Genomic DNA, 25,409 nt, shown 5'->3' with positions numbered 1-25,409 from the left:
TCCGCTCCGCGATGTGCGGCGGCTAGGGTGGCTGTATGGAAAAATCGCGGTGGACGGCATCAGCCTGGACGTGCCTGCAGGTTCCTTCTTTGGAATCGTGGGGCCCAATGGTGCAGGTAAAACCACCACGCTTTCCATGGCCACAGGCCTGCTGCGGCCGGATTTCGGCACCGCAGCGGTCCACGGTGTGGATGTCTGGTCCCGGCCGCTCGAAGCGAACAAGCTCATGGGCATCCTGCCGGACGGCGTGCGGCTCTTTGACCGGCTGACCGGCTGACCGGCGAGCAGCTGGTGAGCTATGCCGGCCTGCTGCGTGGCATGGACAAGGACGTTGTGTCATCGCGGGTGGGAGAGCTCCTGGCCGCGCTGGACCTCAGCCAGGACGCCGGAACGCTGGTGGTGGACTATTCCGCCGGCATGACCAAAAAAGTCGCCCTTGCCTCCGCACTGATCCATGCGCCCCGGCTGCTGGTTCCGGATGAGCCGTTCGAATCTGTTGATCCGGTGTCCGCCGCCAATATCCGGGACATTCTGGACCGCTATGTGTTGGGTCCGGCGGAACAGTTATTGTGTCCAGCCATGTGATGGATCTGGTACAGCGGATGTGTGACCACGTGGCAGTTGTGGCCGCGGGGAGGCTGCTGGCGGCCGGCACCGTGGACGAGGTCCGCGCCGGGGAGAGCCTCGAGGACCGGTTTGTCCAGCTGGTTGGCGGACGCAGCCAAACGGAAGGCCTGGAGTGGTTGCGCACCTTCTAAGACTCAAACTGACCCTCCTCCGCAACGGTCTGCGGCGCAGCCCCTGGCAGCTGCTTGGCCTGGCCATCGGGAGCATCTACGCCCTGGGGGTGGTGGCCACCCTGGTTGTTGCGCTGTTCCTGCTGCGCCAGGAGGACGCGGGCATGGCCCAGACGGTTGTGGTCCTTGGGGGATCCGCGGCCTTCCTGGGCTGGGGCCTCATCCCCGTGGTTGCCTCAGCCGCGGACATGACCCTGGACCCCGCACGCTTTACCACCTCGGCCATCCCCAGCCCCCAATTGCTGACCGGGTTGGCTCTGGGCGGGCTGATTGGCATTCCGGGTGTTGCCACCACCATCGTGGCGCTGGCGACGGTGGGGACCTGGTCGCGTGGGGTCGTTCCCGCAGCGGCGGCCTTGATTGGCGCAGCGTTGGGGGTGCTCAGCTGCATAGTCCTGTCCAAGGTGTCCACCACGGCCACCGCAAGCCTTGCCGCCTCCCGCCGCTTCAAGGATGCCAGTGCCATCGCCTTTCTGGCCCCGCTTGTCCTGATGGGACCCATGGCGGCGGGTGTATCCCAGGGAATCGCGGGCTCCGCCGGCTTTCTGCCCGACTTCGCGCAATCGCTCTCCTGGACGCCCGTGGGGGCCGCCTGGTCCGTGGGCGGGGACTTCGCCGCCGGAAATACCGGTCCGGGGACGCTGAAGCTGCTCATCGCCGCGGCCACCCTCACCGGCCTCACCTGGTGCTGGAAAGTCCTGCTGGACCGCGCCCTTGTCACGCCTCACTATGCAGGCAGCAGCCGGAAGCGCGGCGGAAGGATGGGCCTGTTCGGTATCCTGCCGGCCACACCCACTGGGGCCATCACGGCCAGGTCGCTGACCTATTGGCTCCGTGACCCGCGCTATGCCGGGTCCTTGGTGGTCATTCCGCTGCTTGCCATTCTTTTCCTGTTCCAAGGCAGCCAGTCCGGAGACTTCCACACCTTGGCCGTCACCGGCCCCTTGACGGCCTTTCTGCTGGCATGGTCCATTTCAGCTGACGTTTCCTATGACAGCACCGCATTTGCCCTTCACCTTGCCACCGGGGTGCGGGGCATATACGACAGGACGGGACGAGCGCTGGCCTGCCTGGTATTCGCCTTGCCGATCGTCCTGCTCTTTACGATCGGGCAGTTCGTCTTTACCGGAGGGTGGCAGGGCCTGCCCGGCCAGCTGGGATTGTCCCTGGGCATCCTGTTCACGGGGCTTGGCCTGTCGTCAGTGGTCTCGGCCCGCTACACCGTGGCCGTTCCGTGCCGGGCGACAGCCCGTTTAAGAAGCCGCCGGGCAATGTCGCGCAGACTATGGCGGTCCAGTTCGGCGGCATGGGTGTGCTTGGCCTGCTGATCCTGCCGGAAGCTGCATTGCCCATCGCGCAGAGTGTTACGGCCAATGTGCTCTTCGGATGGCTCAATCTGCTGGTGGGCACGATACTTGGACTGGTGTTCTTTGTGGCCGGGGTCCGGCTGGGCTGCCGTTGGCTTGATGCCCGCGGGCCGGAGCTGCTGGCGCAACTGACCGTCAACCGGTGAGCGACGAGGCGGCCGGGAAGCCATGTCCGACGACATAGTCATCGGACATGGGATAACCTCTATTCATCAGTGACTTTGTTACCCAGCACACAGAAAGGTCGTGGACCATGGAAGTTGTCATTCTTCCGGGCAGCAAGCAGATCGGCTCGTTGGCAGCAGACACAATCGAGGCCCTGCTGCGCCGCAAGCCCAACGCAGTCCTGGGACTGGCAACAGGTTCATCTCCACTGCCCATTTATGATGAACTGGCCCTCCGCCATCAGCGCGACGGGCTCGATTTCAGCCAGGCGCACGGGTTTGCACTCGACGAATACGTGGGGCTTGCGGCCGGCCACCGGGAATCCTACCGGGAGGTCATCCGCCGCGAGTTCACCAATCGGGTGAACATCGCCCCGGAGAACGTCCACGGCCCGGACGGCGCCGCAGCAGACCTGCCTGCCGCCTGCCAGGCCTACGAAGATGCCATGAGGGAACTGGGCGGCGTTGACCTTCAGATCCTGGGCGTTGGCACTGACGGGCACATCGGGTTTAACGAGCCCGGTTCGTCGCTGGCATCCCGCACCCGGATCAAAACGCTGATTGAGCAGACACGCCGGGACAATGCCCGGTTCTTCAACAGCATTGATGAGGTGCCCCACCATGTGGTGACCCAGGGCCTGGGCACCATCATGGACGCGCGGCACGTGGTGCTCGTGGCCACCGGCGCCCAGAAGGCGCAGGCCGTCCGCGACTTCGTGGAGGGCCCCGTTTCCGCCATCTGTGCGGCCTCCATTCTGCAGCTGCATCCGCATGTGACCGTCCTCGTGGACGAAGCAGCGGCGTCATCGCTGAAGCTGGCTGACTACTACCGCCACACCTTTGACAACAAGCCGGACTGGCAGGGCCTGTAGCCCTGCGCTGTCATGCGGTTGAACGACGCCGGCCGGTTCCCTGCCAGCGCAAGGGGCCGGGCGCCGTCGTCCGTCTTCCGTCCGGAAAGGCTAAGATGGATGGCATGACTAGCATGGCGGATCCTCTCGAAAACGACCCGATGCGTGAGCTTTCCGGAGCCGGAACGTCCACGGCCACTATCGAGCGCGAGGAACTGCGCCAGGAAGTGGAGCCCGGGGACCGCGAACGCTTCTCGCACTACGTCCGCAAGGAAAAGATCATGGAGTCCGCGTTGTCGGGTGAACCCGTGATCGCGCTCTGCGGGAAAGTCTGGACCCCTGGGCGGGATCCGCAGAAGTTCCCGGTCTGCCCCATGTGCAAAGAAGTCTACGAGGGCCTGCGGCAGGGTAACGACGGCGGCAAGGGGCCCGGCGGGGACCCGGGCAATAACAAATAGTGACCGAAACGCTCTTTGGCGGCCCCACCCTGCCTCCGGCATACCCGGAACGTGCAGCCTGGGGAACCGCCCAAAAACTCCGTGCCTGGCAGCAGGAAGCACTGGACCGCTATTTCAGCTCCACGCCCAGGGATTTCCTGGCCGTGGCAACGCCGGGCGCCGGCAAGACGACGTTTGCCCTGCGGGTTGCGTCCATGCTGATCGAATCAGGTGTGGTGAACCGGGTGACCATTGTGGCGCCCACCGATCATCTCAAGCGCCAGTGGGCTGACGCGGCTGCCAGGGTGGGGATCGCCATTGATCCGAACTTCAAGAATGCCGACGGCCAGCACGGCCGCGGCTTCATCGGCGTCGCGGTGACATACGCGCAGGTGGCCAGCAAACCCATGCTGCACCGTGCCAAGACCGAGGCTGCCCGCACACTGGTGATCCTGGACGAGATCCACCATGGCGGCGAAGCGCTTTCCTGGGGTGACGGGCTCCGCGAGGCGTTCGAGCCCGCAGCCCGCCGCCTTTCGCTGACCGGAACCCCGTTCCGCTCCGATACCTCGCCGATTCCCTTTGTGGAGTATGCCCAGGACAAGGACGGCATCAGGCGCTCGAAAGCCGACTACACCTACGGCTATGGAAACGCCCTGCGCGACCATGTGGTCCGTCCCGTGATGTTTATGGCGTACTCCGGACAGATGCGCTGGCGTACCAGCGGCGGCGAGGAAATGGCAGCATCGCTGGGCGAATCCGCGGTGACGAAAGACGTCACGTCGCAGGCCTGGCGGACTGCGCTGAACCCTGCCGGGGCATGGATTCCGGCTGTCCTGGCCGGTGCCGACAAGAGGCTCAGCGAGGTACGCCGCACTGTTCCCGACGCAGGCGGCCTGGTCATTGCCACAGACCATGAGGACGCGAGGGCGTACGCCGGGCAGCTGAAAAAGATCACCGGCGAATCACCCACGGTGATCCTTTCCGATGACACCAAGGCCTCGAGCAAGATCGAGGAGTTCACTTCCAGCGGCAAGCGCTGGATGGTAGCCGTGCGCATGGTGTCCGAAGGGGTCGATGTGCCCAGGCTGTCCGTGGGGGTTTATGCCACCTCAACGTCCACGCCCCTCTTCTTTGCACAGGCCGTGGGGCGATTTGTCCGTGCGCGGAAACGCGGAGAGACGGCCTCGGTCTTCCTGCCGTCCGTACCGCAGCTGATGGCCCTTGCTAACTCGATGGAAGCCGAGCGCGACCACGCCCTTGACCGCCCTGACAGCGGCGACGGCGACGGCCTCGTCAACCCTGAAGATTCCCTGATGGACGAGGCCAACCGGGAGGAAAAGGCATCCGACAGCCTCACAAAAGGCAAGTTCGAGGCCCTGGATTCCCAGGCATCCTTTGACCGGGTGCTGTTCGACGGCGGCGAGTTCGGTACCGGTGGCGAAGTGGGCTCCGAAGAGGAACTGGATTTTCTGGGTATCCCGGGTCTGCTCGACGCCGAACAGGTGGGGGCGCTGCTTCGGCAGCGGCAGCACGAGCAGCAGAGCCGCAAGAAGCTGAGGTCACCGGAAGCTGCTGCCGTGTCACCGGCAATGCCTGACCATCGGATGCTGATGGACCTGCGGAACGAACTCGCGAAGAATGTGGCCGCCTGGTCAGCCAGGACAGGAACGCCGCATGGCGTCGTCCACACCAAGTTGAGGACAGTCTGCGGGGGCCCACCGGTGGCCCAGGCGGATGAGCAACAGCTTCAGACCAGGCTCCGGAAGCTCCAGGACTGGTTCATCGGCAGGAAATAGGCCGGAGCCGGTGGCGGAGGGACTCCTACCCGGGATCCGCCGCTACCCTAAATCCACTCCGCCGAGCTCCATTTCGGCAAAGGCGTCATCGAGGTTCTCTGCGATTCCCGCCGTCAGCCCGCGGATGACCGTGACCGAATAGCCTGCCTGCACCGCATCAAGGGAGGTGGCCATCACGCAGTAGTCCGTCGCGATCCCCACCACCACAACCTCTTCGACGTCGTGGCTCTGCAGCCAGTCGTCCAGGCCGATTGCATCCTCTTCAGCGGCGTATGCCGCGGCGGCGTCGCCCGGCATCGCGCCCTGCTTCCGGTCGCCGGCAGGCACGGCGTCCTCGGGAGCCAGCAGTCCTTCAAAGCCGGAATAGGCTGCCGTGAACTGGCCCTTGTGGAAGTAGGCCTGGATGTATTCGGTGTCCAGGTCAGGGTGCAGTTCGGCGCCGCGTGTCCCTGCCACGCAGTGCGCGGGCCAGCTTTCGGTGAAGTCCGGCGATTCCGAAAAATGTGCGCCGGGATCGATGTGCCAGTCCTGGGTGGCAATGATGTGGTCGAACTGGCCATGGTGCGCATCCACGTACTCACTGATGGCACCTGCTACCCCCGCGCCACCTGCGACGGCAAGGGATCCGCCTTCGCAGAAGTCGTTTTGTACGTCAACAATAATCAGGGCACGGGACATTCAGTCCTCCTCGTAGATGGTGGGAATGGCGGCTTCGCCTCGCTGCAGCCGGTTGACTACCGAAGGCAGTTCCGCCATGGAGTCAGCGTGCCGCTGGCGCGCACGGACAACTGCTTCATGCCCTGTCCAGCCCGGCAGCAGCTCCCCGTTCTTCATGAACTGCTGCAGCAGCTGGCGGTCGTTGCCGTCGTCGTCAGGGCGGTGGCCGATTCCGACGATCTCCTGTGTGGCGATGCCCCGTTCGTTGAGTCTCCTCAGCGCGTACTTCCGCCCGCCCATGCTGGTTTTGTTCTTCGCCGTTTTGGCCACGGAGATGAACTCACCGGAATCGTCGGCGCGGCTGACCAGCTTGTAGACCATGCTCGCAGTGGGGGCGCCGGAGCCAGTGACAAGCGAAGTGCCCACGCCATAGGAGTCAACGGGCGCGGACTGAAGGGCCGCGATGGCATATTCGTCCAGGTCCGAGGTGACCACGATCTTGGTGCTCTCACTGCCGAGCTGGTCGAGCAGCTGCCGGACCCACTGGGCCTGTGCCACCAGATCGCCCGAGTCCAGCCGGACAGCCCCGAGTTTGTGCCCCGCAAGTTCAACGGCCGTACGGACGGCTGCCTCGACGTCGTACGTGTCCACCAGGAGCGTGGTGCCCGCGCCCATGGAGGCGATCTGCGCCTCAAAGGCGTCCCGTTCGGTGTCGTGGAGCAGCGTGAAGGAGTGCGCGGCGGTTCCCACGGTCTTTATTCCGTAGCGGAGCCCGGCCTCGAGGTTCGAGGTGCTGTCGAAACCGGCGATGACAGCCGCGCGGGCTGCCGCTGACGCTGATTCCTCGTGCGTCCGCCTCGAGCCCATTTCGATGCAGGGCCGGTTGCCCGCGGCCGTGATCATGCGGGAGGCAGCGGAGGCAATGGCGCTGTCATGGTTGAGCACCGAAAGGACATAGGTCTCCAGGATGCAGGCTTCGGCGAAGGTGGACTCCACCATGAGGATAGGGGAGTCGGGGAAGTAGGCCTCGCCCTCCGGGTAGCCCCAGATGTCCCCGGAGAATCTGAAGCCGGCAAGATAGTCCAGGGTTTCCCGGTTGACCACCGCCGTGCGGGCCAGGAAATCCAGCTCTGCCTCGCCGAAACGGAAGGCGGCAATGCCTTCGAGCAGGCGCCCGGTGCCCGCCACGATGCCGTATCTGCGGCCGTCCGGCAGCCTCCGGGCGAATGCCTCGAAGACAGACTTGCGGTGGGCGGCGCCGGAATGAAGCGCCGCCTGCAGCATGGTCAGCTCATAGTGATCGGTATACAGGGACGTGCGGGGAAGATCCCAGCCGGCGGAAGTACTCACAAATTCACTCTAGTGCGCATCCCCATAGAATGGACAGATGACCCTAAGCGTTGCGCTCGGACCTGATACCCAGGAGAGCACCCAGACCGGAACAGCGACGTCCACCGACGCCCTGACCGCCCCGGACATCCCCTGGAACCTGGTGATCTGGAATGATCCCGTCAACCTCATGAGCTACGTGAGCTACGTGTTCCAGAGCTACTTCGGCTATTCGGAGACCAAAGCGGACAAACTCATGCTGGAAGTCCACAAGAAGGGCCGGTCCATTGTTGCCCACGGCAGCAAGGAACAGGTGGAGCAGCACGCCGTGGCCATGCACGGTTTCGGGCTCTGGGCCACCGTTGAAAAAGCCACCGGCGGGCACGGCGGCAACCCGGGCAAAAACGGCGGGTCCGGCAAAGGCAAGGGAAAACGTGGCTAAGGCATTCAAATACGGGCTCAAGGGCATCACCGGTTTCCTGGAACCGACCGAACGCGGGCTGCTGCGCAGCCTCATCGACGACGTCATCTCCATGCTCCAGCCGGAGGAACGCGCCAACCAGGATCCGCTGGCAGCCCTGATCGGCCTGGACATGGACGTCCGGGAACCCTCGGACCGTGCACTTCACCGGCTGCTGCCGAATGTCATGAAGAACGACGACGCCGCGTCCCTGGAGTTCCGCCAGCTCACCGAACGCTCACTGCGCGAAAGCAAGATCGGCGCACTGCGGGCGGCCGCCCTGGACCTGGACAAGGACGAACTCGTCCTGAGTCCCACTGATGCGAGGCACTGGTCCATGGCGCTCAACGACGTCCGCCTGGTCCTGGCCGAGCGCCTTGACATCCGGGATGATGCGGACGCCGAACACGTACACCTGATGCAGGACTGGTCACAGGCAGAGGACGTGGAAAGCTACCTGGCGCTGGTATACAACTTCACCACCTGGCTTCAGGAATCACTGGTCCAGGCCATGCTGCAGTCCATGGATTCGCGGTCCTGAAGAGTTGCTGCTGGGCGCGGTGCCCTTGCAGAGTACGTCCGGGGGCCGCTGCCGGTTCCGCAGTGTGACAAATCAGACATGAGGCGGACGCCACAATGTGATGGCCCCACCAACATGGAAGACCTATCCTCGAATAATCATGACTTCAGCATCGAGCATGGATCCGTCAGCGGGAGCTGCACCGGAGTCCCCAGCCAGCAGCACCGCCAGCGGCACCATGGGATCGCGGCCGATCGGCGTCTTCGATTCGGGCGTGGGCGGGCTGACTGTGGCACGGTCCATCATCGACCAGTTGCCCAATGAGTGCATTCTCTATGTCGGGGACACCGCCCACGGGCCGTACGGTCCGCTGCCTATCGCCGAGGTGCGAGCCAACGCCCTGGGCGTGATGGACGAGCTGGTGGACTCCGGCGTCAAACTGCTCACCATAGCCTGCAACTCGGCGTCGGCCGCTGTCCTCCGTGACGCGCGCGAGCGGTACACTGCCCGCTACGGGATCCCCGTCATTGAAGTGATCCAGCCTGCCGTGAGGCGGGCCGTTGCGGCAACCCGCTCCGGCCGGGTAGGGGTCATAGGGACATCGGCCACGGTGGGTTCACGCGCCTATGAGGACACCTTTGCCGCCGCGCCTGACCTGGAGATCACTTCGGTGGCCTGCCCGGAGTTCGTCAGCTATGTGGAGGCCGGCATCACCACCGGGCCCGAACTCCTGGCCCGGGCGGAGGAGTATCTGGCACCGTTGAAGGCTGCCGGAGTGGATACCCTGGTTCTCGGCTGCACGCACTACCCGCTGCTTACGGGCGTCATTTCCTTCGTGATGGGCGATGCCGTGACCCTGGTTTCCAGTGCGGAGGAGACGGCAAAGGACGTCTACCGCGCCCTGGCCACCGGCAATCTGCAACGGACCTCGGCTTCCGCACCCGAGCACCATTTCATCGCCACGGGCGATGCCGGCCAGTTCGAAGCACTTGCAAGGCGGTTCCTTGGCCCGGAAGTCCTCAGCGTCCGCCACGTGGACCACGTGGCCGCGCAGTACCCCACCGGAAGCCTCGCGCGGATTACGCCGGAGATGATCGCCGCAGCCCAGGCGGCATCGGACCGGCCGCGGATTTCCAATTTTGTGGCCGGAATCCCCGCGGGAGGTTCTGGCCTGTGAAGCTGACGATTGTAGGTTGCACCGGATCCTTCCCGGGCCCCGGATCACCGGCGTCGTGCTATCTCCTGACCGCCCATGACGGTGAACGCACCTGGAAAATTGTGATGGACCTGGGCAGCGGTGCCCTCGGCGCCATCCAGCGCTATACGGACCTGGAAGACATCGACGCCATATTCCTGACCCACCTTCACCCCGACCACTGCATGGACCTGTGCGGCCTTCATGTTGCCGTGCGCTGGAAGCCGGGCGGCTGGGGACGCGGCCGGATCCCCGTGTGGGGCCCTGCTGCCACTGCGGACCGGATGGCCACGGCGTACGGGCTGGAGCTCGACCCCGGCATGCACGAGGAATTCGACTTCACCAACTGGGCAGAGCGCCAGTCCGTCACCATGGGCCCGTTCACCCTGACGCCGTTCGCCGTGAACCATCCGGTGGAGGAGGCCTACGCCCTGCGGGTGGAGGTCACCGAGCCGGACAAGAACGGCGCAGCCGTCAGACGGATCCTGACGTACTCCGGGGACACCGATTCCTGCGCCGGCCTGGAAGAGGCAGCCAAGGACGCTGACCTGTTCCTGTGTGAAGCCGCGTTCGAGGAGGGCCGCGACGACGACATCAAGGATGTCCACCTCACCGGCAAGAGGGCGGGGGAGGCCGCTGCTGCTGCAGGTGCCCGCCGGCTCCTCCTGACCCACATCCCGGTGTGGACCTCGCAGACCAAAGTCATGGCCGAGGCCCGGCCTGTGTTTGGCGGCGACGTTGCCGTTGCCGTGGCGGGTGTGCACTACACCGTCTGACTGACCGGGGAGGCCGGGCCCGTTCCGGCAGGCGGGGCTGCGGCAACGGTGCGGCCCGCCGCCTGCATCTGACGGCGGTGTGGCCTGCCGCTTCTCGATAAGCTAAAGGCATGACTTCTGAAACAACCGCAGCCCCCGTCATCCGTGCCGACGGACGCACCCCCGATCAGCTCCGCCCCATCAGCATCACCCGCGGCTGGTCCAAGCAGGCTGAAGGTTCCGCCCTCATAGAGTTCGGAAACACCCGGGTCCTGTGCACGGCCTCTCTGACTGCCGGCGTGCCGCGCTGGCTCAAGGGCGAAGGCCGCGGCTGGGTCACCGCAGAGTACGCCATGCTGCCCCGGGCCACCAACACCCGCTCCGACCGTGAGTCCGTCAAGGGCAAGATCGGCGGCCGCACCCATGAGATCTCCCGCCTGATCGGCCGCTCACTGCGGTCCATCATCGACACCAAGGCGCTCGGCGAGAACACGATTGTGCTGGACTGCGACGTCCTCCAGGCCGACGGCGGCACCCGCACCGCTGCGATCACCGGCGCCTACGTGGCGCTCGCCGAGGCCATCCGCTTCGCTCGCGAGAACAAACTGATTTCCAAGAACGCGCAGCCGCTGATCGATACGATCGCCGCCGTTTCCGTGGGCATCATCGACGGCATTCCCATGCTCGACCTGCCCTATGTCGAGGACGTCCGGGCGGAAACCGACATGAACGTCGTGGTGACCGGCTCCGGTAAGTTTGTGGAGGTACAGGGCACCGCGGAAGGCGCCCCCTTTGATCGAGACGAGCTGAACAAGCTGCTGGACCTGGCTCTGCTGGGGACGGGCCTGCTTGCGGTCATCCAGCGCGAAACCCTGGCGGAAGCCCCGTGACAGCAGCCAGCCCGGTGCCGCGGCTGGTTCTTGCGACCCACAACCAGGGCAAGTTGCGGGAACTGCGCGAGCTCCTGCGTGGCCAGGTTCCCGGGCTCGACGTCGATACCCAGGTGGTTGACGCCGCCGCAGCAGGGGCACCGGATGTCGCCGAGACCGGAGTGACGTTCGCCGAGAACTCACTGCTTAAGGCACGCGCCGTGGCGGAAGCCACCGGTCTGGTGGCGATCGCCGATGATTCCGGCTTGTCGGTGGATGTGCTTGGCGGTGCACCGGGAATCTTTTCGGCCCGCTGGTCCGGCCGGCACGGAGACGACGCCGCCAATCTGCAGCTTCTGCTCGCTCAGCTTTCCGACGTCCCGGACGGGCACCGCGGAGCCGCGTTTGTATGCGCGGCAGCGCTCGCTGTTCCGGGCTCCACGGATGCTGCGGATTCCACGGATGCCGGGGATCCCGCGGGTGCTGCGGATTCCGCGGGGGCCATCGCGGGCCGTGAGGTGGTGGAGTACGGCCAGCTGGAAGGCACCCTGCTGCGTGAACCCCGCGGCGCCGGGGGATTCGGCTACGATCCGGTGCTGCAGCCTCTGGGCCTGAACCGAAGCTGCGCGGAACTGAGCTCCGGGGAGAAGAATGCCATCAGCCACCGCGGCAAGGCGTTTCGCGCGCTGCTGCCGGCAATTGTCGAGGCGCTTGCACAGCGCTGACTGAAAACTGCGCATACGAGTGAAGGCGCCCCACATGGTGGAGCGCCTTCACTCGTTGCGCTTTATCCGGTGGTGATCAGCGCTCGGGATTCGTTTTACGTTCGGTTTCAGCGGCGGGCTCTGCGATGAACTCGTCCACGGGATCCGTCCCGCTGGCGGCAGCCTGGCGCTTGGCCGCGAACCCGCGGATGACTTCAATGCCGATCGGAATGACGGATAGCAGCACAATGAGAATGAAAATGATGTCCAGGTTGTCCCGGACCCACGGCACTTTGTCGCCCAGCAGGTATCCGAGCAGGGTGACGCCGCCGCCCCAGAGCACGGCGCCGATCGCGTTGTAGAGGAAGAACTTCCGCTTATCCATCTGGGCCACGCCCACGATAACGGGGACAAACGTCCTGATGATGGGGACAAAGCGGGCCAGGATCAGGGCTTTGCCGCCGTGCTTTTCGAAGAACGCGTGGGCGTTATCCACATTCTCGCGCTTGAAGAGGCGGGAATTGGGCTTGTTGAAGATGGCCGGCCCGGCCTTCGATCCAATGAGGTAACCGGCCTGGTTGCCCACAATGGCGGCCACGATGATCAGGATCGCGAAGAGCCAGATATTGAACTTGATGGTGTCCGTGGCCACGAGGAGCCCGGCCGTAAACAGCATGGAATCCCCTGGCAGGAAGAAGCCCACCAGCAAGCCCGTTTCGGCAAAGATGATGCCGCAGACCAACAGGACCACCCAGGGCGCGAGTGCCGGGTCGGCGAGGAAGATCTGTGGGTTCAGCCAGTCGGGCAGGAACGAGGCCAGCTGTGGCTGCACCGGTCCGGCGCCGCCGAGCATGGTCACGGCAAGGTTGTTCATCGCAGAAAAGTTCACCTTTCAAGGGTACTTGACTGCTCACCGATGCTTGCTTGAGCATCTGGCAGGCATCCGGAGGTTCCACTCATTGACGACGGCAATCCGCTGTGCTCTGTGCCCCTCACCGGGGGCTCGTACCTGACGGTGTCACGGGGGCGGCCCTTTCGGGCGCTAAAGTTGAGGCGTGGGTTTGGACTTTACGGCTATCGACTTCGAGACAGCCAATGGCTTCCGTGGTTCACCCTGCGCTGTTGGCCTCACCAAAGTCCGTGGCGGTGCGGTGGTGGAGGAAGCATCCTGGCTCATGCGTCCGCCGGAAAACCACGACCGCTTTGACCACCACAACGTCCGGATCCATGGCATCACGCCGGAGGATGTGGCAGGACTTCCGCGCTTCGGGGAGTTGTTTCCCGAAATCGGAGCCTTTATCGGCGGCGACGTCCTGGCGGCGCACAACGCTGCCTTTGACCTGGGGGTCATCCGTTCCGGACTGGAAGTCTCCGGATTGCCCGGTCCGGCCTATGACTACGTCTGCACCGTGATGCTTTCCCGGCGCTGCTACTCCCTGGTGTCCAACTCGCTTCCGTTCGCTGCGGAGGAAGCCGGCGTTCCGCTGCTCAACCACCACGACGCCGCCGAAGATGCACGAGCGTGCGCCGGGATCCTGATCGACATCGCGGCCAGGAACGGCGCCAACAGCATTGTCGAACTGTTTTTGTCATTGGGCCTGGCCATCCCGCACCAGCACGCTTTTGATCCTTTGTATGACGCGCTCTCCAAAGCCACGCTGACGGCCGTGGCTGCTTTGACCGGGAACAGCGCCGACCTCGTCAGTCCCTTCCAGAGCGGCTGGCCGGAGGAAGGCGCCAACCCCACTTCCAATTCCGACGCCGAGCCAGGACATCCGCTGTTCGGCCAGACAGTGGTTTTCACCGGCCAACTGGCAATGCCGCGCCCCGAAGCCAAGATCCGCTCGGCAGAGCTTGGTGCAAGGCCGGAAAGCCGCGTGACTGCCCGTACCAGTGTGCTGGTGGTGGGCGACGGCTTTGTTGCTGCCGATCTCCGTTCCGGCCGGCTGACGGGCAAGGCCAGGCGTGTACTGGAACTTCATGAGCGCGGACAGCTGATCGAGGTCATTTCCGAAGGCGAGTTCCTGCAGATGGTGGGCGGTGCGTCCGGTCACGCCGCAGTTGCGCAGGGCGCCAAAATTCACATGGCGCAATAATTCTTCCCTGGAGAGAGCTGCGCTCCTAGCCTTGCACCATGAGCAAACCGCGCGGACTTCAGAGCCCCGAAGCACTGGCCAGTGCACGGCCCGACGGTGCATCGGCGAGCACAGCGCCCGGCACAGCGCCCGGCACTGCGTCGGCAAGCGCACGTCCCGGGGCCGGCGTGGATTGGCGTGCGGTTTTTGCTTTCCCCAACCCTGTTAACGAATACGCGGCCAGGATCACCGCCGGCCTCGTGGTGCTGGTGGCTCTCGCCACACTGCTGACGGGTTCCGGTTGGGGCCTTGCCGTGATCGCCGTGGGCTTCTGGCTGCGTGTGCTGTTCGGCCCCAGAATCTCGCCGCTGGCGTTGCTTTCCGTCAAGGTACTGGCGCCCCGGCTGGGACGTGCCAAGCTGGTGCCCGGCCCGCCCAAGCGCTTTGCCCAGGGAATAGGTGCCGTACTCTCCACCGCGGCCACCATGCTCCTCGCAGCCGGTATTGCGCCGGCAGCCTGGATCCTGCTTGCCGTGCTGATCGTTGCCGCCTCGCTGGAGTCCTTCGCCGGATTCTGCCTGGGCTGCAAGGTATTCGGTGTACTTCAGAGCCGCGGCCTGATTCCGGAAGGTGTCTGCGAAGCCTGCAACAACGTTACGCTCAGGCAGTCGTAACGCCCACAAGCTGGTCTGCCATTCCGCGGATTACATCCGGTGCCTCGAGGGCTTCCAGCCAGGCTGCGGGCAGGCATTCCTCGCCGTAGTAAGCCCCCAGGACGTTGCCCGCAATGGACCCGGTGGAATCGCTGTCCCCGCTGTGGTTGACTGCCAGTGCAATGGCAGCCTTGAAGTGATGCGCCGGGTCCCCGTCTCCCGAGGCGCCCTGTGCCGTGGCCAGTACTGCGTAGAGAGCGACGGCGAACGCCTCCTCTGCTACCCATCCCTCCCCCAGTTCCTGCACCAGCTCCTCGGGGCTGAGCACGCCGTTGGCCCCGGCCGCGGCTCCCGCCCCATCAGCGAGGCGAACCGCCGACTCGAGCCGTTCGATGAGCTCCGGTACAGCCTGCGGGTCCCTCTGGACGTGCGCCAGAACGGACCCGGCAGCTTCCCGGAGCGTTGCACCGGCAACCAGATGGTGGATCAGCAGGGTGAACGCACCGGCGCTTTGCCTGGCTGAAGGGTGGCCGTGAGTCAGTGACGCCGCGTCGGAGCTCAGTTTGTACAGTGTGTCGGCGCCGAGATGGGGAATGAGGCCGAATGGGGCCGAGCGCATCACTGTTCCGCAGCCCTTCGAATCCGGATTGACAGGGCGGTACACCGTCCCCATTTCACCGGTGGCGAGCCCTGTGAGGCAGGCATTTCCAGGTGCACGGCGATGCCGCAGCACCTCCTGGGCATCGATCCACCGCGGCTGGGGGACCGGGGCGGAAGACGGTACCGGAACCCCCTGCGTGCCGAGCCAGCGCAGATACGCGAGCCAGAGGCAGGCATTCGCATCCGCGCCTACACCTGAATTCGCCCACTCGAGTGCCTCCACCAGTCCGTCAACGGTGTACAGCGTCATCTGGGTGTCGTCAGAGAAGTGGCTGCCGCCGTCGAGCGCTGAAAAATCCTGAAGTCCTGCGGGGCCGAACCGTGCGCGGATCGTGGCGATGGAATCAAACTCCACGGCATAACCAAGGGAATCGCCCAGGGCACCGCCCAGCAGGCAGCCGTGGATGCGGGACTCCGGTGATGGAACGGCGGCAGGGCCGGTGTTAATGCTCATGACTGTAAATTTACCGGGCCGGACCGCCTGGCCCGAACAGACGCAGCGCCGGTCCGGACGCCAGCCAAACTGGAAGTACAGTGCTGTAGGAGAGACTCTCCATCAAGGATGGATACCAGACCGGAGGAACTTCATGCGGGAACCTGCGTGGCGAAAAACCGGCAAGACGCCGGACTACAGGTTCTCGCTGGCCAATGAGCGCACGTTCCTGGCCTGGATCCGGACGTCGCTGGCGCTGCTGGCAGGCGCTGTGGCAATCGACCAGTTCGCCCCGAACATCGCACCCGCTCCGGTCCGCATTGCGCTGTGTGTTTTCCTGGCACTGATCGGCGCCGGCCTCGCTGCGCTTACCTATCGGCGCTGGGGCCGCATGGAAGCCGCCATGCGCCAGGACCGGGAGCTGCCTTTCTCCTGGCTCATGTTGGTCATGACCATCGTCGTGGCGCTCGCCGCGTTCACGTTCGGCGTGCTCATCCTGGTGGCCCGTTGACGGAGAACGCCGCGCGGGACAGCGGACTCCAGCCGGAGCGTACGGTGCTGGCCTGGCGGCGCACAGTGCTGGCACTTCTCGCGGTGGACCTGTTCATCTGGCGGAGCTGGCTTGTCTCCGGGCCGCTGCCGGCGCCGGACTTCCGGGGCATCTGCGCGCTGACGGCGGCGGCTGCCACAGTGGTGCTCAGCGGCTGCCTGTTGGCGAGGTCCAGGCAGCTCCGGGCAGGTACCGGTGCGCCGCCGTCGTTTCTCCTGAATCTGGCGGCGGCAGCCGTTGTTACGCTTGGCCTGACTACGGTCGCAGCCAGCACCCTGGGCCGCTAAGCTCGGATCCAGCGAGTGTCCAGACTGTGCTGGCAGAATGCAAAGGCTGCACCCGAACAAGCACCGGAGTCACCGGCGCGTACCAAAGTAGAGGATTCCTTGAACATGACCACGCCTGAGTCCGCATACCACGCCAACGAGCCGCACGCCAACGAGCCGCACGCCGTTGAGCCGCACGCCGTTGAGCCGCACGCCGGCGGCGATGCCGCCTTCCGGCCCGGCCTTGTATCCAGGCTGTCGGCCGAAGCATTCGGGGCCCTGTTCCTGGTGATCGCGGGTCTGGGCGTGCCGCTGTTCACCATCCCGCAGTCCAACCCGCTTTCCGCGTCGCTTGCTGCGGGACTCGCCGTGACAGCGGCCATGCTGGCGTTTGCCTACATCTCCGGCGGTCACTTTAATCCCGCGATCACAGTGGGTAACGCCATCGCAGGACGCATCCGGCTTTCCGAGGCTGCCGCCTACATCGGCGCCCAGCTGGTGGGCGCGGCGGTCGGTGCGCTGACCCTGTTCGGCATCCTGCGGACAGTCCCCAAGATCGAGGACACCCGGGCCGCCTTTGACACCGTCACCGCCGGGTTCGGCGAACACTCCATCATCCAGGCCCCGCTGGCCGGTGTGCTGCTCGTGGAAGTCATCGGAGCCGCGCTCCTGGTTGCCGTATTCCTTGGCACCACCGCCCGCCGTAACGTCCACAAGGCCGCTGCCCCGTTCGCCGTGGGTCTCACGTTCGCCGTGCTGCTTCAGCTCGGCCAGGCCATCGGCAACACCCCGTTCAACCCGGCCCGGGCAACGGCCTCGGCGCTGTTCAGCAATATCTGGTCGCTTCAGGAGCTGTGGCTGTTCTGGGTGGCTCCGCTGGTGGGCGCCGCCATCGCAGGTCTGGTTTTCCGCGGTTTCTCCGAGAGCCCGGCCGTTGCACCTCTCGGTACTGAGCCCACCGACGACAACGACTTTGACGCGCCCGACGACGACGCCCCCGCCGCGGCAGCCTCCGACGCCGGTGATCGCGCGGATGTTGCCGATGACCATGAGTTCAGCAACGATGCCGTCAGCCATGACGGGGCCAGCCATGACGGGGCCAGCCGTGAAGGGGTCAGCGGTGGCGGGGTCACTCGCGACGAGGCACGGGACTTCTTCGACGAAAAACGCGGCCAGTAGTTTGCAAGAGGGCCGGAAACCGGCCCGCTTGCCGTCCTGGTCGCCGGCTGTCCAACAGCCGGTCCACCTGTCTTCCAACAGTGGGTCGGACGGCCGGTGCGCAGAACTGTCGGTGGCAGCGGATAGCGTATGGATATGAGGTTATTGCACACATCGGACTGGCATTTGGGACGCTCGTTCCACGGCATCGGCATGCTGGAGGCCCAGCGGTCATTTGTTGATCAGTTGGTCGCCTATGTTGGCGAAAAGAGGGTGGACGTCGTCCTCATCTCGGGAGACGTCTACGACCGCGCCCTGCCCGGGGTTGACGTTGTGGGTCTGCTGGATGATGCGTTGGTGCGCCTTGCCGGTGCGGGCGCGCAGGTGGTCCTGACCAGTGGCAACCATGATTCCGCCATCAGGCTGGGGTTTGCCTCACGGCTGCTGGAACGCGGCGGTGTCCACCTGCGCACCCGGCTCGCCGAACTCGACCAGCCGTTGGTCCTGCCACTGGGCGATGCGGGCTCAGATGATGCGCCGGTGCTGGCAATCTACGGGATTCCCTGGCTGGAACCGCGGCTGGTCGCTGAACAGCTCGGAGTGGAAACGGCAAGCCATTTCGAGGTGACCAGAGCCGCCACGGAACGGATCAGGGCGGACCTGCTGCGGCGGGGCGAAACCCGGACCGTGCATTCTGTGGTGCTTGCCCACACTTTTGCCAGCGGAGGCCTCAGCTCCGACAGCGAACGCGATCTGAGCATCGGGGGAGTCGGTGCCGTGCCCCTGGACCTTTTCGACGGCTTCAGCTATACCGCGCTGGGGCACCTCCACAGGCGGCAATCGTTGTCTCACGAAGTCCGTTACTCCGGCTCGCCGCTGGCATACTCGTTTTCGGAGGCAAAACACCACAAAGGCAGCTGGCTGATCGACGTCGATGCTTCAGGCGTCACCGCGGTGGCAGAAGTGTTGTGGAATGCACCACGGAAGCTCGCGGTGCTCCGGGGCAGGCTGCAGGAACTGCTGGAGTCCGAGGAACATGCCTGGGCGGAGTCTGCCTATTGCCAGATCACGCTGACGGACGAACAGCGCCCGGCGCAGGCCATGGAAAAGCTGCGCACACGCTTCGCGGACACGCTGGTTCTGGGCTTTGACCCGGAAGGTGCCACTGCTGCTGCCAAAACGAGCTACAGCAGCCGGCTGGCCGAGGCGGAAGATGACCTGTCCGTCTGCTGCGGGTTCCTTGAGCATGTCCGCGGACGTCTGCCGGATGAGCCCGAACGCATGGCGCTGGCCGCGGCTCTGGACAACGTCCGCCTGCAAGGGGTGTCACTGTGAGAATCCATCGCCTGGAAATTTCCGCCTTCGGACCGTTCGCGGGCACTGAGGAAGTCAACTTTGACCGCCTGAGCGCCCACGGGCTCTTCCTCCTGAACGGGGCCACCGGCGCCGGCAAAACCAGCGTCCTTGATGCCATCTGCTTTGCCCTCTATGGCTCCGTGCCGGGGGCACGCAATGATGGCAAGAGGCTCCGCAGCGACCATGCCGACCCAACTCTCGAACCCAGGGTCAGCTGTGAGTTTTCGGCCAGGGGACGGCACTTCGAAGTGTCGCGGTCCCCGGCCTGGGACAAACCAAGCGCCCGCGGGAAGAACGGATTCACCACCCAGCAGGCCAACACACTGCTGCGCGAACGCGTTGACGGCGTCTGGATTGAAAAGTCCGGCCGGAATGACGAGGCCGGAGCCGAAATCACCGCCATTCTGGGTATGGACCGGGAGCAATTCACCAGGGTGGTGATGCTGCCGCAGGGCGACTTCGCGGCCTTCCTGCGGTCCAAGGCCGCCGACCGCCTCGAACTGCTGCAGAAGCTGTTCGGCACCCAGCGCTTTGAGTCGGTGGAGCAGGAGCTGGCGCGGCAGGCACAGTCGGCCCGCGCAGACGTTTCCACCCTCAACGACCGGCTGTCGCTGACGGTCTCACGTGCCGAAGCCGAGGCCGCGCCCCTCGGACTGGACACTTCCGGGGCTCCGGCAACGGAAGACGCGGCGGCATTGCTGGCCTGGTTTGAAAGGGCAGTATCGGCACGCACGTCCGAACTCGTTTCAGGGGCGGCTGCAGCAGAATCCGTGTGGCGCGAACGCGCCGGGCAGCTCGAGGCAGAAACAGCCCGTGCCAGCCGGCGGCTGAAGCTGACGGACGCCATGCGCCGGAAGGCAGCGGCCGAGGCAGCTGCTCCGGCTGCGGAGCTCAGCGTTGCCCGTCTGGAGCGTCACCGGAAAGCGGAAGTCCTCGGCGGCCAGCTGCAGGCGGTGGACGCCGCCGGAACTGTTTTGCGCCAGGCAGCCGACGCCATGGAGCTGTCGGCCGGGGCGCTACGGGCGGCGGCGGAAACTGATGCCGAACTCGCACACCTTGAAGTGCACGCCATCAACGTTGCTCCTGAGCTGGGCAGGCTCAGATCGCTTCTGGCCGTGGTGGAAGAACGCCTGGCTGATGAAAAGAGACTTGCAGGCCTGGAGACCCGGACCGCCGAGCTGGAGAAATCACGGCAGGCGCTGATTGCGGCCAGCCGGGCCCACACCCAGGCGTTGCATTCCCTGCGGGCTGAGTCGGCCGTGTTGTCCGCCGGAATCGAGCCGCTGGAAGCTATGGCAGCCGAGGCTGTCCTGCACACCAAGGAGGCTGTGGCCGCTGACGAACTGGTGGACGTCGTGCGGCGCTACGGCGCTTCAGTTTCGGCGTGCGCTGCGTCAACTGAGCGCCGCCGTGCGGCAAGGGACGAGCACCTGGGCCTCCGGCAGAAATGGCTGGACCTGCGTGAGGAACGGCTGGCCAACGCGGCAGCCGAACTCGCAGCCCAGCTGGCAGACGGAGAACCCTGTCCGGTGTGCGGAAGCCCTGAGCATCCGGCCCCGGCACCGGCAGCTGCTTCAGCGCTGACGGTGGCCCAGGCGGAGCAATCCGCCCGGGACCGGTGCGACGCGGCGGAGCAAGCGCTGGCCGCGCTCGATCAGGAACTGTCGGCGGCCCGGCAGCGCGTGGCCGTACTGGCCAGTCAGGGCGGTGATACAGCGGCCGGGGAAGCCAAACTGGCGGCCGTCGCCGCGCACGAGGCAGCAGTGCGGGGAGAGCGGGCGGTGGCTGAGCTGGCTGTCAGCAGGCTTCGGCAAGACGAGCTGGGGGACCAGATCGCAGCCACCGGGGAGGCCAGGGCAACAACAGAATCCGCCCTTGCCCAGACTGGATCCACCCTTGCGGAAGTGAAGGAACAGTCCGCCTCGCTGGAGTCGGCGCTTTCCGCGCTTCGAGCCGGACACCCCGGCCTGGCGCAGCGGATAAATGCCATCAGGAACACCGCGGGCACCCTCGAGCGGGCGGAGGCGGCACAGATCCAGCTCGAAAGTGCCGAGGCACTTGCCGCAGAGGCGCGCCAGCAGCTGGATCATGCCCTTCCGGGTGCGGGCTTCGAGACGGCCGCCGCGGCGAAAGCAGGGCTGTTGCGTGCCAGCGAGGCAACCTCGTTGCAGGCGGAGGTCCGGGCCGGTCAGGACGAGCACGCACGCATCACAGAGCTGTTTGCCAGTGAAGACCTTAAACTGGCCGCGCAGGAACAACAGGCAGGACAGCCGATCGACCACGCTGACCTTGAGCTCTTGCGGGCAGCTGCGGCCAGTGCCGAACAGGAAACCAGAGCGGCAGAGCTGGCGTCCGTTCTCGCCTCCAGATCTTTGGAAACTGTTGGCCGGATCGGCCGTGAATTTGCAGACGCTGCCGCCGCAGCAAGCGAGCCGCGGCAACGGGCAGAGCTGCTGACAGCCCTGGCCGAATCAGCGGGCGGGCGGGGTGATAACAGCTACCGGATGAGCCTGAACAGCTACGTCCTCGCAGCCAGGCTTGAACAGGTGGCAGTTGCGGCCTCTGACCGCCTCGTAGCCATGAGCGACGGCCGCTACACCCTCCAGCACACGGATGCCAAAGCGGCCCGCGGAGCCAAGTCAGGCCTCGGACTTGAAGTAGTTGACCAGTGGACCGGCCATCGCCGGGACACCTCCACGCTTTCCGGAGGCGAGTCGTTCATGGCATCGCTGTCCCTCGCCCTCGGACTGGCCGATGTGGTGCAGCAGGAGTCCGGCGGCGTGGACATTGAAACCCTGTTTGTGGACGAAGGGTTCGGCAGCCTCGATGAGCAGGCCCTGGAACAGGTCATGGACGCACTCGAGGGCCTGCGCGATGGCGGTCGCGTGGTGGGCCTGGTGAGCCACGTGGGCGAAATGAAACAACGGATCGGCACCCAGCTCCAGGTGGTCAAGGGACGCAGCGGCTCCACCCTGCACATTTCGGACGGCGTGCCGGCGGCCTAGGAAGCCAACGGCCCGGTCGGCTATGCTTGGACAGTTACCGGGTTGCGCGCATCGGGAGGAGGGACGATGCGCACTAGTGAACGAGCCCGGATTCTTGACTACTTCAACGGCGCCCTTGCATTCCAGCGATCAGCGCCCCACGGACCCCGCCCCTTCAACCCAGCAGGCCGAAGCCGATCCTGCGGTGTCCGCTGCGACACCTTGTGCCGGCGCCCCTGCGGTTTCCAGCCAGCGCGGCCGTTTCGGCAGGCTTCCGCTCCTGGCCGGCACGGGGTTCATCCCACTCGGCCTGTTTGCCAGGCTGCCGTTGGCCATGCTCACGGTGGGCGCGCTGACGCTCATCACCTCGGCCAGCGGTTCATACGCGATCGGTGGTACCGCTGCCGGCGCCGTCGGCATCGGCTCCGCCTTAGGCGCGCCGGTGCTGGGTGCACTCGCCGACCGGCTCGGCCAGCGTTCCGTCCTGTTGGTGGCCGCGGTCCTCAACTCCATCGCGGTTCTTGCCCTTATCTTGGCGGCCTATTCGATACCCGGTGTGGTTCAGTTCGGAACTGCCGCCCCCGTGTTCGCGGCTTCCTTAATCGCCGGAGCCAGCTGCCCCCAGGTGGGTCCGCTGGCCCGCGTGCGGTGGATGGCGCTGACCTCCAAGGGCAGCCGGGCAGAGAACGCCACTGATCTCGATACCGCTTTGTCCTACGAAGGCACAGCCGACGAACTCACGTTTGTCCTTGGCCCCGCGCTGGTGGGAATCCTTGCCAGCCTCGTGGCGCCGTGGCTTCCACTGGCTCTCGCGGCGGCATTAACCATCACTCTGGTCCCGGCTTTTGCTGTCCACCGCACCCAGCTGGCCGTTCCGCGACGCGCGGCCCGCAGTTCATCCGTCAGAGCTAATCTGGGGGACGGGCCCGGTACCCGGCTGCGGCGGCGGGCAAGGTTGTCGGCAGCGGTTGCGCTGCCAGTCCTGGCGATGGTCTGCATGGGAACATTCTTCGGTTCCACGCAGACGGCCCTCAGCTCCTTCTCCGCCGGCTTTACCGGCTCCGAAATTGCGGGCCTGCTGTATGCGGTGATGGGCCTGAGCTCCGCCGGGGCCGCATTGTCCGTGGCGTATTGGCCGCAGACGTTCGCCGTGACGTCCCGCTGGCTGGTGAGTGCGGGGCTGATGACGGGGTTGTCGATCCTGTTGCTCCTGCCCTCATCGGAGTGGACCATGGTGCTGGTGCTGCTTGTCCTGGGGTTGCCGGTTGGGCCCGTAATGGTGACGGTCTTTGCGATCGGCGGCCTCGTTGCGCCTGCCGGACGGCTCGGAACGGTGATGACAGCGCTGGCCAGTGGCATCGTCGCAGGCACGGCCATCGGTTCGTCCATCGCGGGACAACTGGCCCAAAGCCAGGGCTATTCGGCCGCTTTTGTCGTTCCCGTTTGCTCAGCAGCGGCACTGTTCCTGCTCGGTGCGGCTGCCGCCGTCGTCGTCCGTCAGAAAAAGCGAATCCCTGTGGTTGAAAGCCCAACTGAGTAGCAGATAACGCTGTTTTGGGCGCTCAAAACAGCGTGTGCTGCTACCCAGTTGGGGACTGAACCTCTAGAGCACCTTCGAGAGGAATGCCCGGGTCCGTTCATGCTGCGGGTCGGTGAGCACCTGACGCGGATCGCCGGACTCCACCACCACGCCGTCGTCCATAAAGACCAGGGAATCGGCCACTTCGCGCGCGAATCCCATCTCATGCGTCACAACGATCATGGTCATGCCGCTGGCGGCCAGTTCCTTCATCACATCCAGGACCTCGCCCACCAGCTCCGGGTCCAGCGCGCTGGTGGGCTCGTCGAACAGCATCAGCTTCGGGTCCATGGCCAATGCGCGGGCAATCGCAACACGCTGTTGCTGGCCGCCGGAGAGATGGGCCGGGTAGTAGTCGCCCTTGTCGCCCAGGCCCACACGTTTCAGAAGGTCCATGGCGCGTGCCGTGGCCGCGGACTTGGAGATGCCTTTGACGTTCATCGGCGCCTGGATGATGTTTTCCACCGCTGTGAGGTGCGGAAACAGGTTAAAACGCTGGAAGACCATGCCGATCTCGCGGCGCTGGAACGCCGCCTCCTTCGGCTTGAGTTCGTAGAGCTTGTCTCCCTTCTGCCGGTACCCCACCAGCTGGCCCTCCACTGAGAGCCTGCCGGCGTCCACCCGTTCCAGGTGATTGATACAGCGCAGGAACGTTGATTTGCCGGAGCCGCTGGGACCCACGATGCACAGCACCTCGCCGGCATTGACCGTCAGGCTGATGCTGCGCAGCACCTTGTTGGTTCCGAAACTCTTTGACACACGGTCCGCGTGCACCATCGGCATGCCTGTCATCCCTTGCCTCCTGCGTCGTTGCCGGGCCGGGCGCTGCCGGGAACAGCCGCGGCGGGTGTGGCCGTCGCCGGATCGCCAGCCGCTGTCGGCCGGTCTGTCTTGCGACGCCCGGTTCCGCGGGAGAAGCGCTTTTCGATGAAGTGCTGGCCCACCATCAGCACCGAGGTAAAGAGCAGGTACCAGATGGAGGCCACTATCAGGAGCGGCACCGGGGTGAAGGTCACCGCGGAGATGCCCCGTGACACGCCGTACAAGTCGATGCTCAGGGGGATCGCGGCCACGAGGGACGTGGTTTTCAGCATCGAGATGACCTCGTTGCCGGTGGGCGGGATGATGATCTTCATGGCCTGCGGGACCACAACAACACGCATGGTCTGGCCCCAGGACATGGCCAGTGCCCGGGAGGCCTCCTCCTGGCCCTCGTCCACGGAGAGGAGCCCGGCGCGCACAATCTCTGACATGTAAGCCGCTTCATTGAGTGCCAGCCCCACCACTGCGGTGATGAAGAGGTTGGTGAAGATGCCGTTGGGTACGGTCAGCCACGGTTCCATAAAGGGAATTCCCACGGTGAACACTGGGTAAATCAGGGAGACAATCCCCCAGAACACCAGCTGCACGTAGACCGGGGTACCTCGGAAGATCCAAAGGTAGAGCCACGCGACGCTCTTTACCACGGGGTTCGGAGACAGCCGCATCAGGGCGAGCAGGAGTCCCAGGACAATGGCGATCACCATTGAATAGACTGTCAGCTGCAGGGTGACAAGCGCCGCCTCGCTGATCCGGCGGTCAAAGATGTACTTGCCCACGTCCGCCCAGCCGTAGTCCTCGCGCTGGGCGGCATCGAGAATAAAGATTGCCAGGGCGAGCACCAGAAACACGGCCGTCAGCGACCGCCAGGGGTGTCGCAGCGGGATGGCCTTGATGGCCTCCCCTTCGTGATCACCGCCGAGCTGCCCGGATCTCGTTGCTGCTGCGGTGCCGCCGTCAGAAGGGTTCATG

The 25,409-nt window shown here is 65.2% G+C and carries 23 protein-coding genes and 2 pseudogenes; 19 read left to right on the top strand and 6 right to left on the bottom strand.

Annotated features, from left to right (window positions below; translation table 11 throughout):
- Positions 1-13: 13 nt before the first annotated feature.
- From V3C33_11205 to V3C33_11185, 5 genes and pseudogenes are all read left to right on the top strand, one after another.
- Positions 14-758, top strand: a pseudogene (locus V3C33_11205) (ABC transporter ATP-binding protein).
- Positions 740-2,310, top strand: a pseudogene (locus tag V3C33_11200) (transporter). The pseudogenes V3C33_11205 and V3C33_11200 overlap by 19 nt, the downstream one beginning before the upstream one ends.
- A 107-nt stretch (positions 2,311-2,417) precedes the next feature.
- Positions 2,418-3,200 carry a glucosamine-6-phosphate deaminase gene (nagB, locus tag V3C33_11195; protein XAS66075.1) on the top strand — a complete coding sequence of 261 codons (783 nt, stop codon included), beginning with the start codon at positions 2,418-2,420 and terminating at the stop codon, positions 3,198-3,200.
- A gap of 95 nt (positions 3,201-3,295) precedes the next feature.
- Positions 3,296-3,637, top strand: a complete 342-nt coding sequence (locus tag V3C33_11190) for a DUF3039 domain-containing protein (protein XAS66074.1) — start codon at positions 3,296-3,298, stop codon at positions 3,635-3,637.
- Entirely contained in the window at positions 3,637-5,415 is a 1,779-nt protein-coding gene (locus tag V3C33_11185) for a DEAD/DEAH box helicase (protein XAS66073.1), read from the top strand. The genes V3C33_11190 and V3C33_11185 overlap by 1 nt, the downstream gene beginning before the upstream one ends.
- Before the next feature lie 42 nt (positions 5,416-5,457).
- Here V3C33_11185 and V3C33_11180 read toward each other — a convergent pair whose 3' ends face one another.
- Both V3C33_11180 and V3C33_11175 read right to left on the bottom strand, forming a co-directional pair.
- A complete protein-coding gene (locus V3C33_11180; protein ID XAS66072.1) occupies positions 5,458-6,093 on the bottom strand; it encodes an isochorismatase family protein in 636 nt (211 codons plus the stop codon).
- Entirely contained in the window at positions 6,094-7,422 is a 1,329-nt protein-coding gene (locus V3C33_11175; GenBank protein XAS66071.1) for a nicotinate phosphoribosyltransferase, read from the bottom strand. It abuts the gene before it with no gap.
- Positions 7,423-7,459: 37 nt separating this feature from the next.
- On the opposite strand from V3C33_11175, the gene clpS reads away from it, so the two are divergent.
- From clpS to V3C33_11145, 6 genes are all read left to right on the top strand, one after another.
- Positions 7,460-7,843 carry an ATP-dependent Clp protease adapter ClpS gene (gene clpS / locus V3C33_11170; GenBank protein XAS66070.1) on the top strand — a complete coding sequence of 128 codons (384 nt, stop codon included), beginning with the start codon at positions 7,460-7,462 and terminating at the stop codon, positions 7,841-7,843.
- Positions 7,836-8,402: a DUF2017 domain-containing protein gene (locus V3C33_11165; protein XAS66069.1), complete on the top strand. Its 567-nt coding sequence runs from the start codon at positions 7,836-7,838 to the stop codon at positions 8,400-8,402. The genes clpS and V3C33_11165 overlap by 8 nt, the downstream gene beginning before the upstream one ends.
- Positions 8,403-8,502: 100 nt before the next feature.
- On the top strand, positions 8,503-9,558 hold the full coding sequence (gene murI / locus V3C33_11160) for a glutamate racemase (GenBank protein ID XAS66068.1): 1,056 nt from the start codon (positions 8,503-8,505) through the stop codon (positions 9,556-9,558).
- The gene (locus V3C33_11155) at positions 9,555-10,352 is read left to right on the top strand and encodes an MBL fold metallo-hydrolase (protein ID XAS66067.1); all 798 of its coding nucleotides are present in this window, start codon (positions 9,555-9,557) and stop codon (positions 10,350-10,352) included. The genes murI and V3C33_11155 overlap by 4 nt, the downstream gene beginning before the upstream one ends.
- Before the next feature lie 110 nt (positions 10,353-10,462).
- The gene (gene rph, locus V3C33_11150) at positions 10,463-11,221 is read left to right on the top strand and encodes a ribonuclease PH (GenBank protein XAS66066.1); all 759 of its coding nucleotides are present in this window, start codon (positions 10,463-10,465) and stop codon (positions 11,219-11,221) included.
- Positions 11,218-11,925, top strand: coding sequence for a non-canonical purine NTP pyrophosphatase (locus tag V3C33_11145; GenBank protein XAS66065.1), 708 nt, complete (start codon positions 11,218-11,220; stop codon positions 11,923-11,925). Before rph ends, V3C33_11145 begins: the two co-directional genes overlap by 4 nt.
- 76 nt (positions 11,926-12,001) lie before the next feature.
- On the opposite strand, the gene V3C33_11140 is transcribed toward V3C33_11145, so the two are convergent.
- The gene (locus V3C33_11140) at positions 12,002-12,778 is read right to left on the bottom strand and encodes a VTT domain-containing protein (protein ID XAS69724.1); all 777 of its coding nucleotides are present in this window, start codon (positions 12,776-12,778) and stop codon (positions 12,002-12,004) included.
- Positions 12,779-12,959: 181 nt separating this feature from the next.
- On the opposite strand from V3C33_11140, the gene V3C33_11135 reads away from it, so the two are divergent.
- Both V3C33_11135 and V3C33_11130 read left to right on the top strand, forming a co-directional pair.
- Entirely contained in the window at positions 12,960-14,000 is a 1,041-nt protein-coding gene (locus V3C33_11135) for an exonuclease domain-containing protein (protein ID XAS66064.1), read from the top strand.
- A 38-nt stretch (positions 14,001-14,038) separates the two neighbouring features.
- Positions 14,039-14,653 carry a DUF4395 domain-containing protein gene (locus V3C33_11130; GenBank protein ID XAS66063.1) on the top strand — a complete coding sequence of 205 codons (615 nt, stop codon included), beginning with the start codon at positions 14,039-14,041 and terminating at the stop codon, positions 14,651-14,653.
- On the opposite strand, the gene V3C33_11125 is transcribed toward V3C33_11130, so the two are convergent.
- A complete protein-coding gene (locus V3C33_11125; GenBank protein ID XAS66062.1) occupies positions 14,640-15,746 on the bottom strand; it encodes an ADP-ribosylglycohydrolase family protein in 1,107 nt (368 codons plus the stop codon). The genes V3C33_11130 and V3C33_11125 overlap by 14 nt on opposite strands.
- Positions 15,747-15,879: 133 nt before the next feature.
- Between V3C33_11125 and V3C33_11120 the strand changes: the two genes are divergently transcribed.
- From V3C33_11120 to V3C33_11095, 6 genes are all read left to right on the top strand, one after another.
- The gene (locus V3C33_11120) at positions 15,880-16,236 is read left to right on the top strand and encodes a DUF202 domain-containing protein (GenBank protein XAS66061.1); all 357 of its coding nucleotides are present in this window, start codon (positions 15,880-15,882) and stop codon (positions 16,234-16,236) included.
- Entirely contained in the window at positions 16,233-16,562 is a 330-nt protein-coding gene (locus V3C33_11115) for a DUF202 domain-containing protein (GenBank protein ID XAS66060.1), read from the top strand. Before V3C33_11120 ends, V3C33_11115 begins: the two co-directional genes overlap by 4 nt.
- Positions 16,563-16,667: 105 nt before the next feature.
- Positions 16,668-17,720, top strand: a complete 1,053-nt coding sequence (locus V3C33_11110; GenBank protein XAS66059.1) for an aquaporin — start codon at positions 16,668-16,670, stop codon at positions 17,718-17,720.
- Positions 17,721-17,855: 135 nt separating this feature from the next.
- Complete coding sequence (locus V3C33_11105) at positions 17,856-19,034, top strand: exonuclease SbcCD subunit D (GenBank protein ID XAS66058.1); 1,179 nt, start codon at positions 17,856-17,858, stop codon at positions 19,032-19,034.
- Entirely contained in the window at positions 19,031-22,060 is a 3,030-nt protein-coding gene (locus tag V3C33_11100) for an SMC family ATPase (protein XAS66057.1), read from the top strand. The genes V3C33_11105 and V3C33_11100 overlap by 4 nt, the downstream gene beginning before the upstream one ends.
- 184 nt (positions 22,061-22,244) lie before the next feature.
- Entirely contained in the window at positions 22,245-23,579 is a 1,335-nt protein-coding gene (locus V3C33_11095) for an MFS transporter (GenBank protein XAS69723.1), read from the top strand.
- A gap of 63 nt (positions 23,580-23,642) precedes the next feature.
- On the opposite strand, the gene V3C33_11090 is transcribed toward V3C33_11095, so the two are convergent.
- Together V3C33_11090 and V3C33_11085 are read right to left on the bottom strand one after the other, a co-directional pair.
- Entirely contained in the window at positions 23,643-24,410 is a 768-nt protein-coding gene (locus V3C33_11090; protein XAS66056.1) for an amino acid ABC transporter ATP-binding protein, read from the bottom strand.
- The gene (locus V3C33_11085) at positions 24,407-25,408 is read right to left on the bottom strand and encodes an amino acid ABC transporter permease (protein ID XAS66055.1); all 1,002 of its coding nucleotides are present in this window, start codon (positions 25,406-25,408) and stop codon (positions 24,407-24,409) included. Before V3C33_11085 ends, V3C33_11090 begins: the two co-directional genes overlap by 4 nt.
- Between the last annotated feature and the right edge of the window lies 1 nt (position 25,409).

It is taken from the genome of Micrococcaceae bacterium Sec5.7 (assembly GCA_039636785.1).
Lineage (GTDB): Bacteria > Actinomycetota > Actinomycetes > Actinomycetales > Micrococcaceae > Arthrobacter.
Note: the sequence above shows the minus strand (reverse complement) of the source record. Positions and strands in the feature narration are given on the sequence as shown.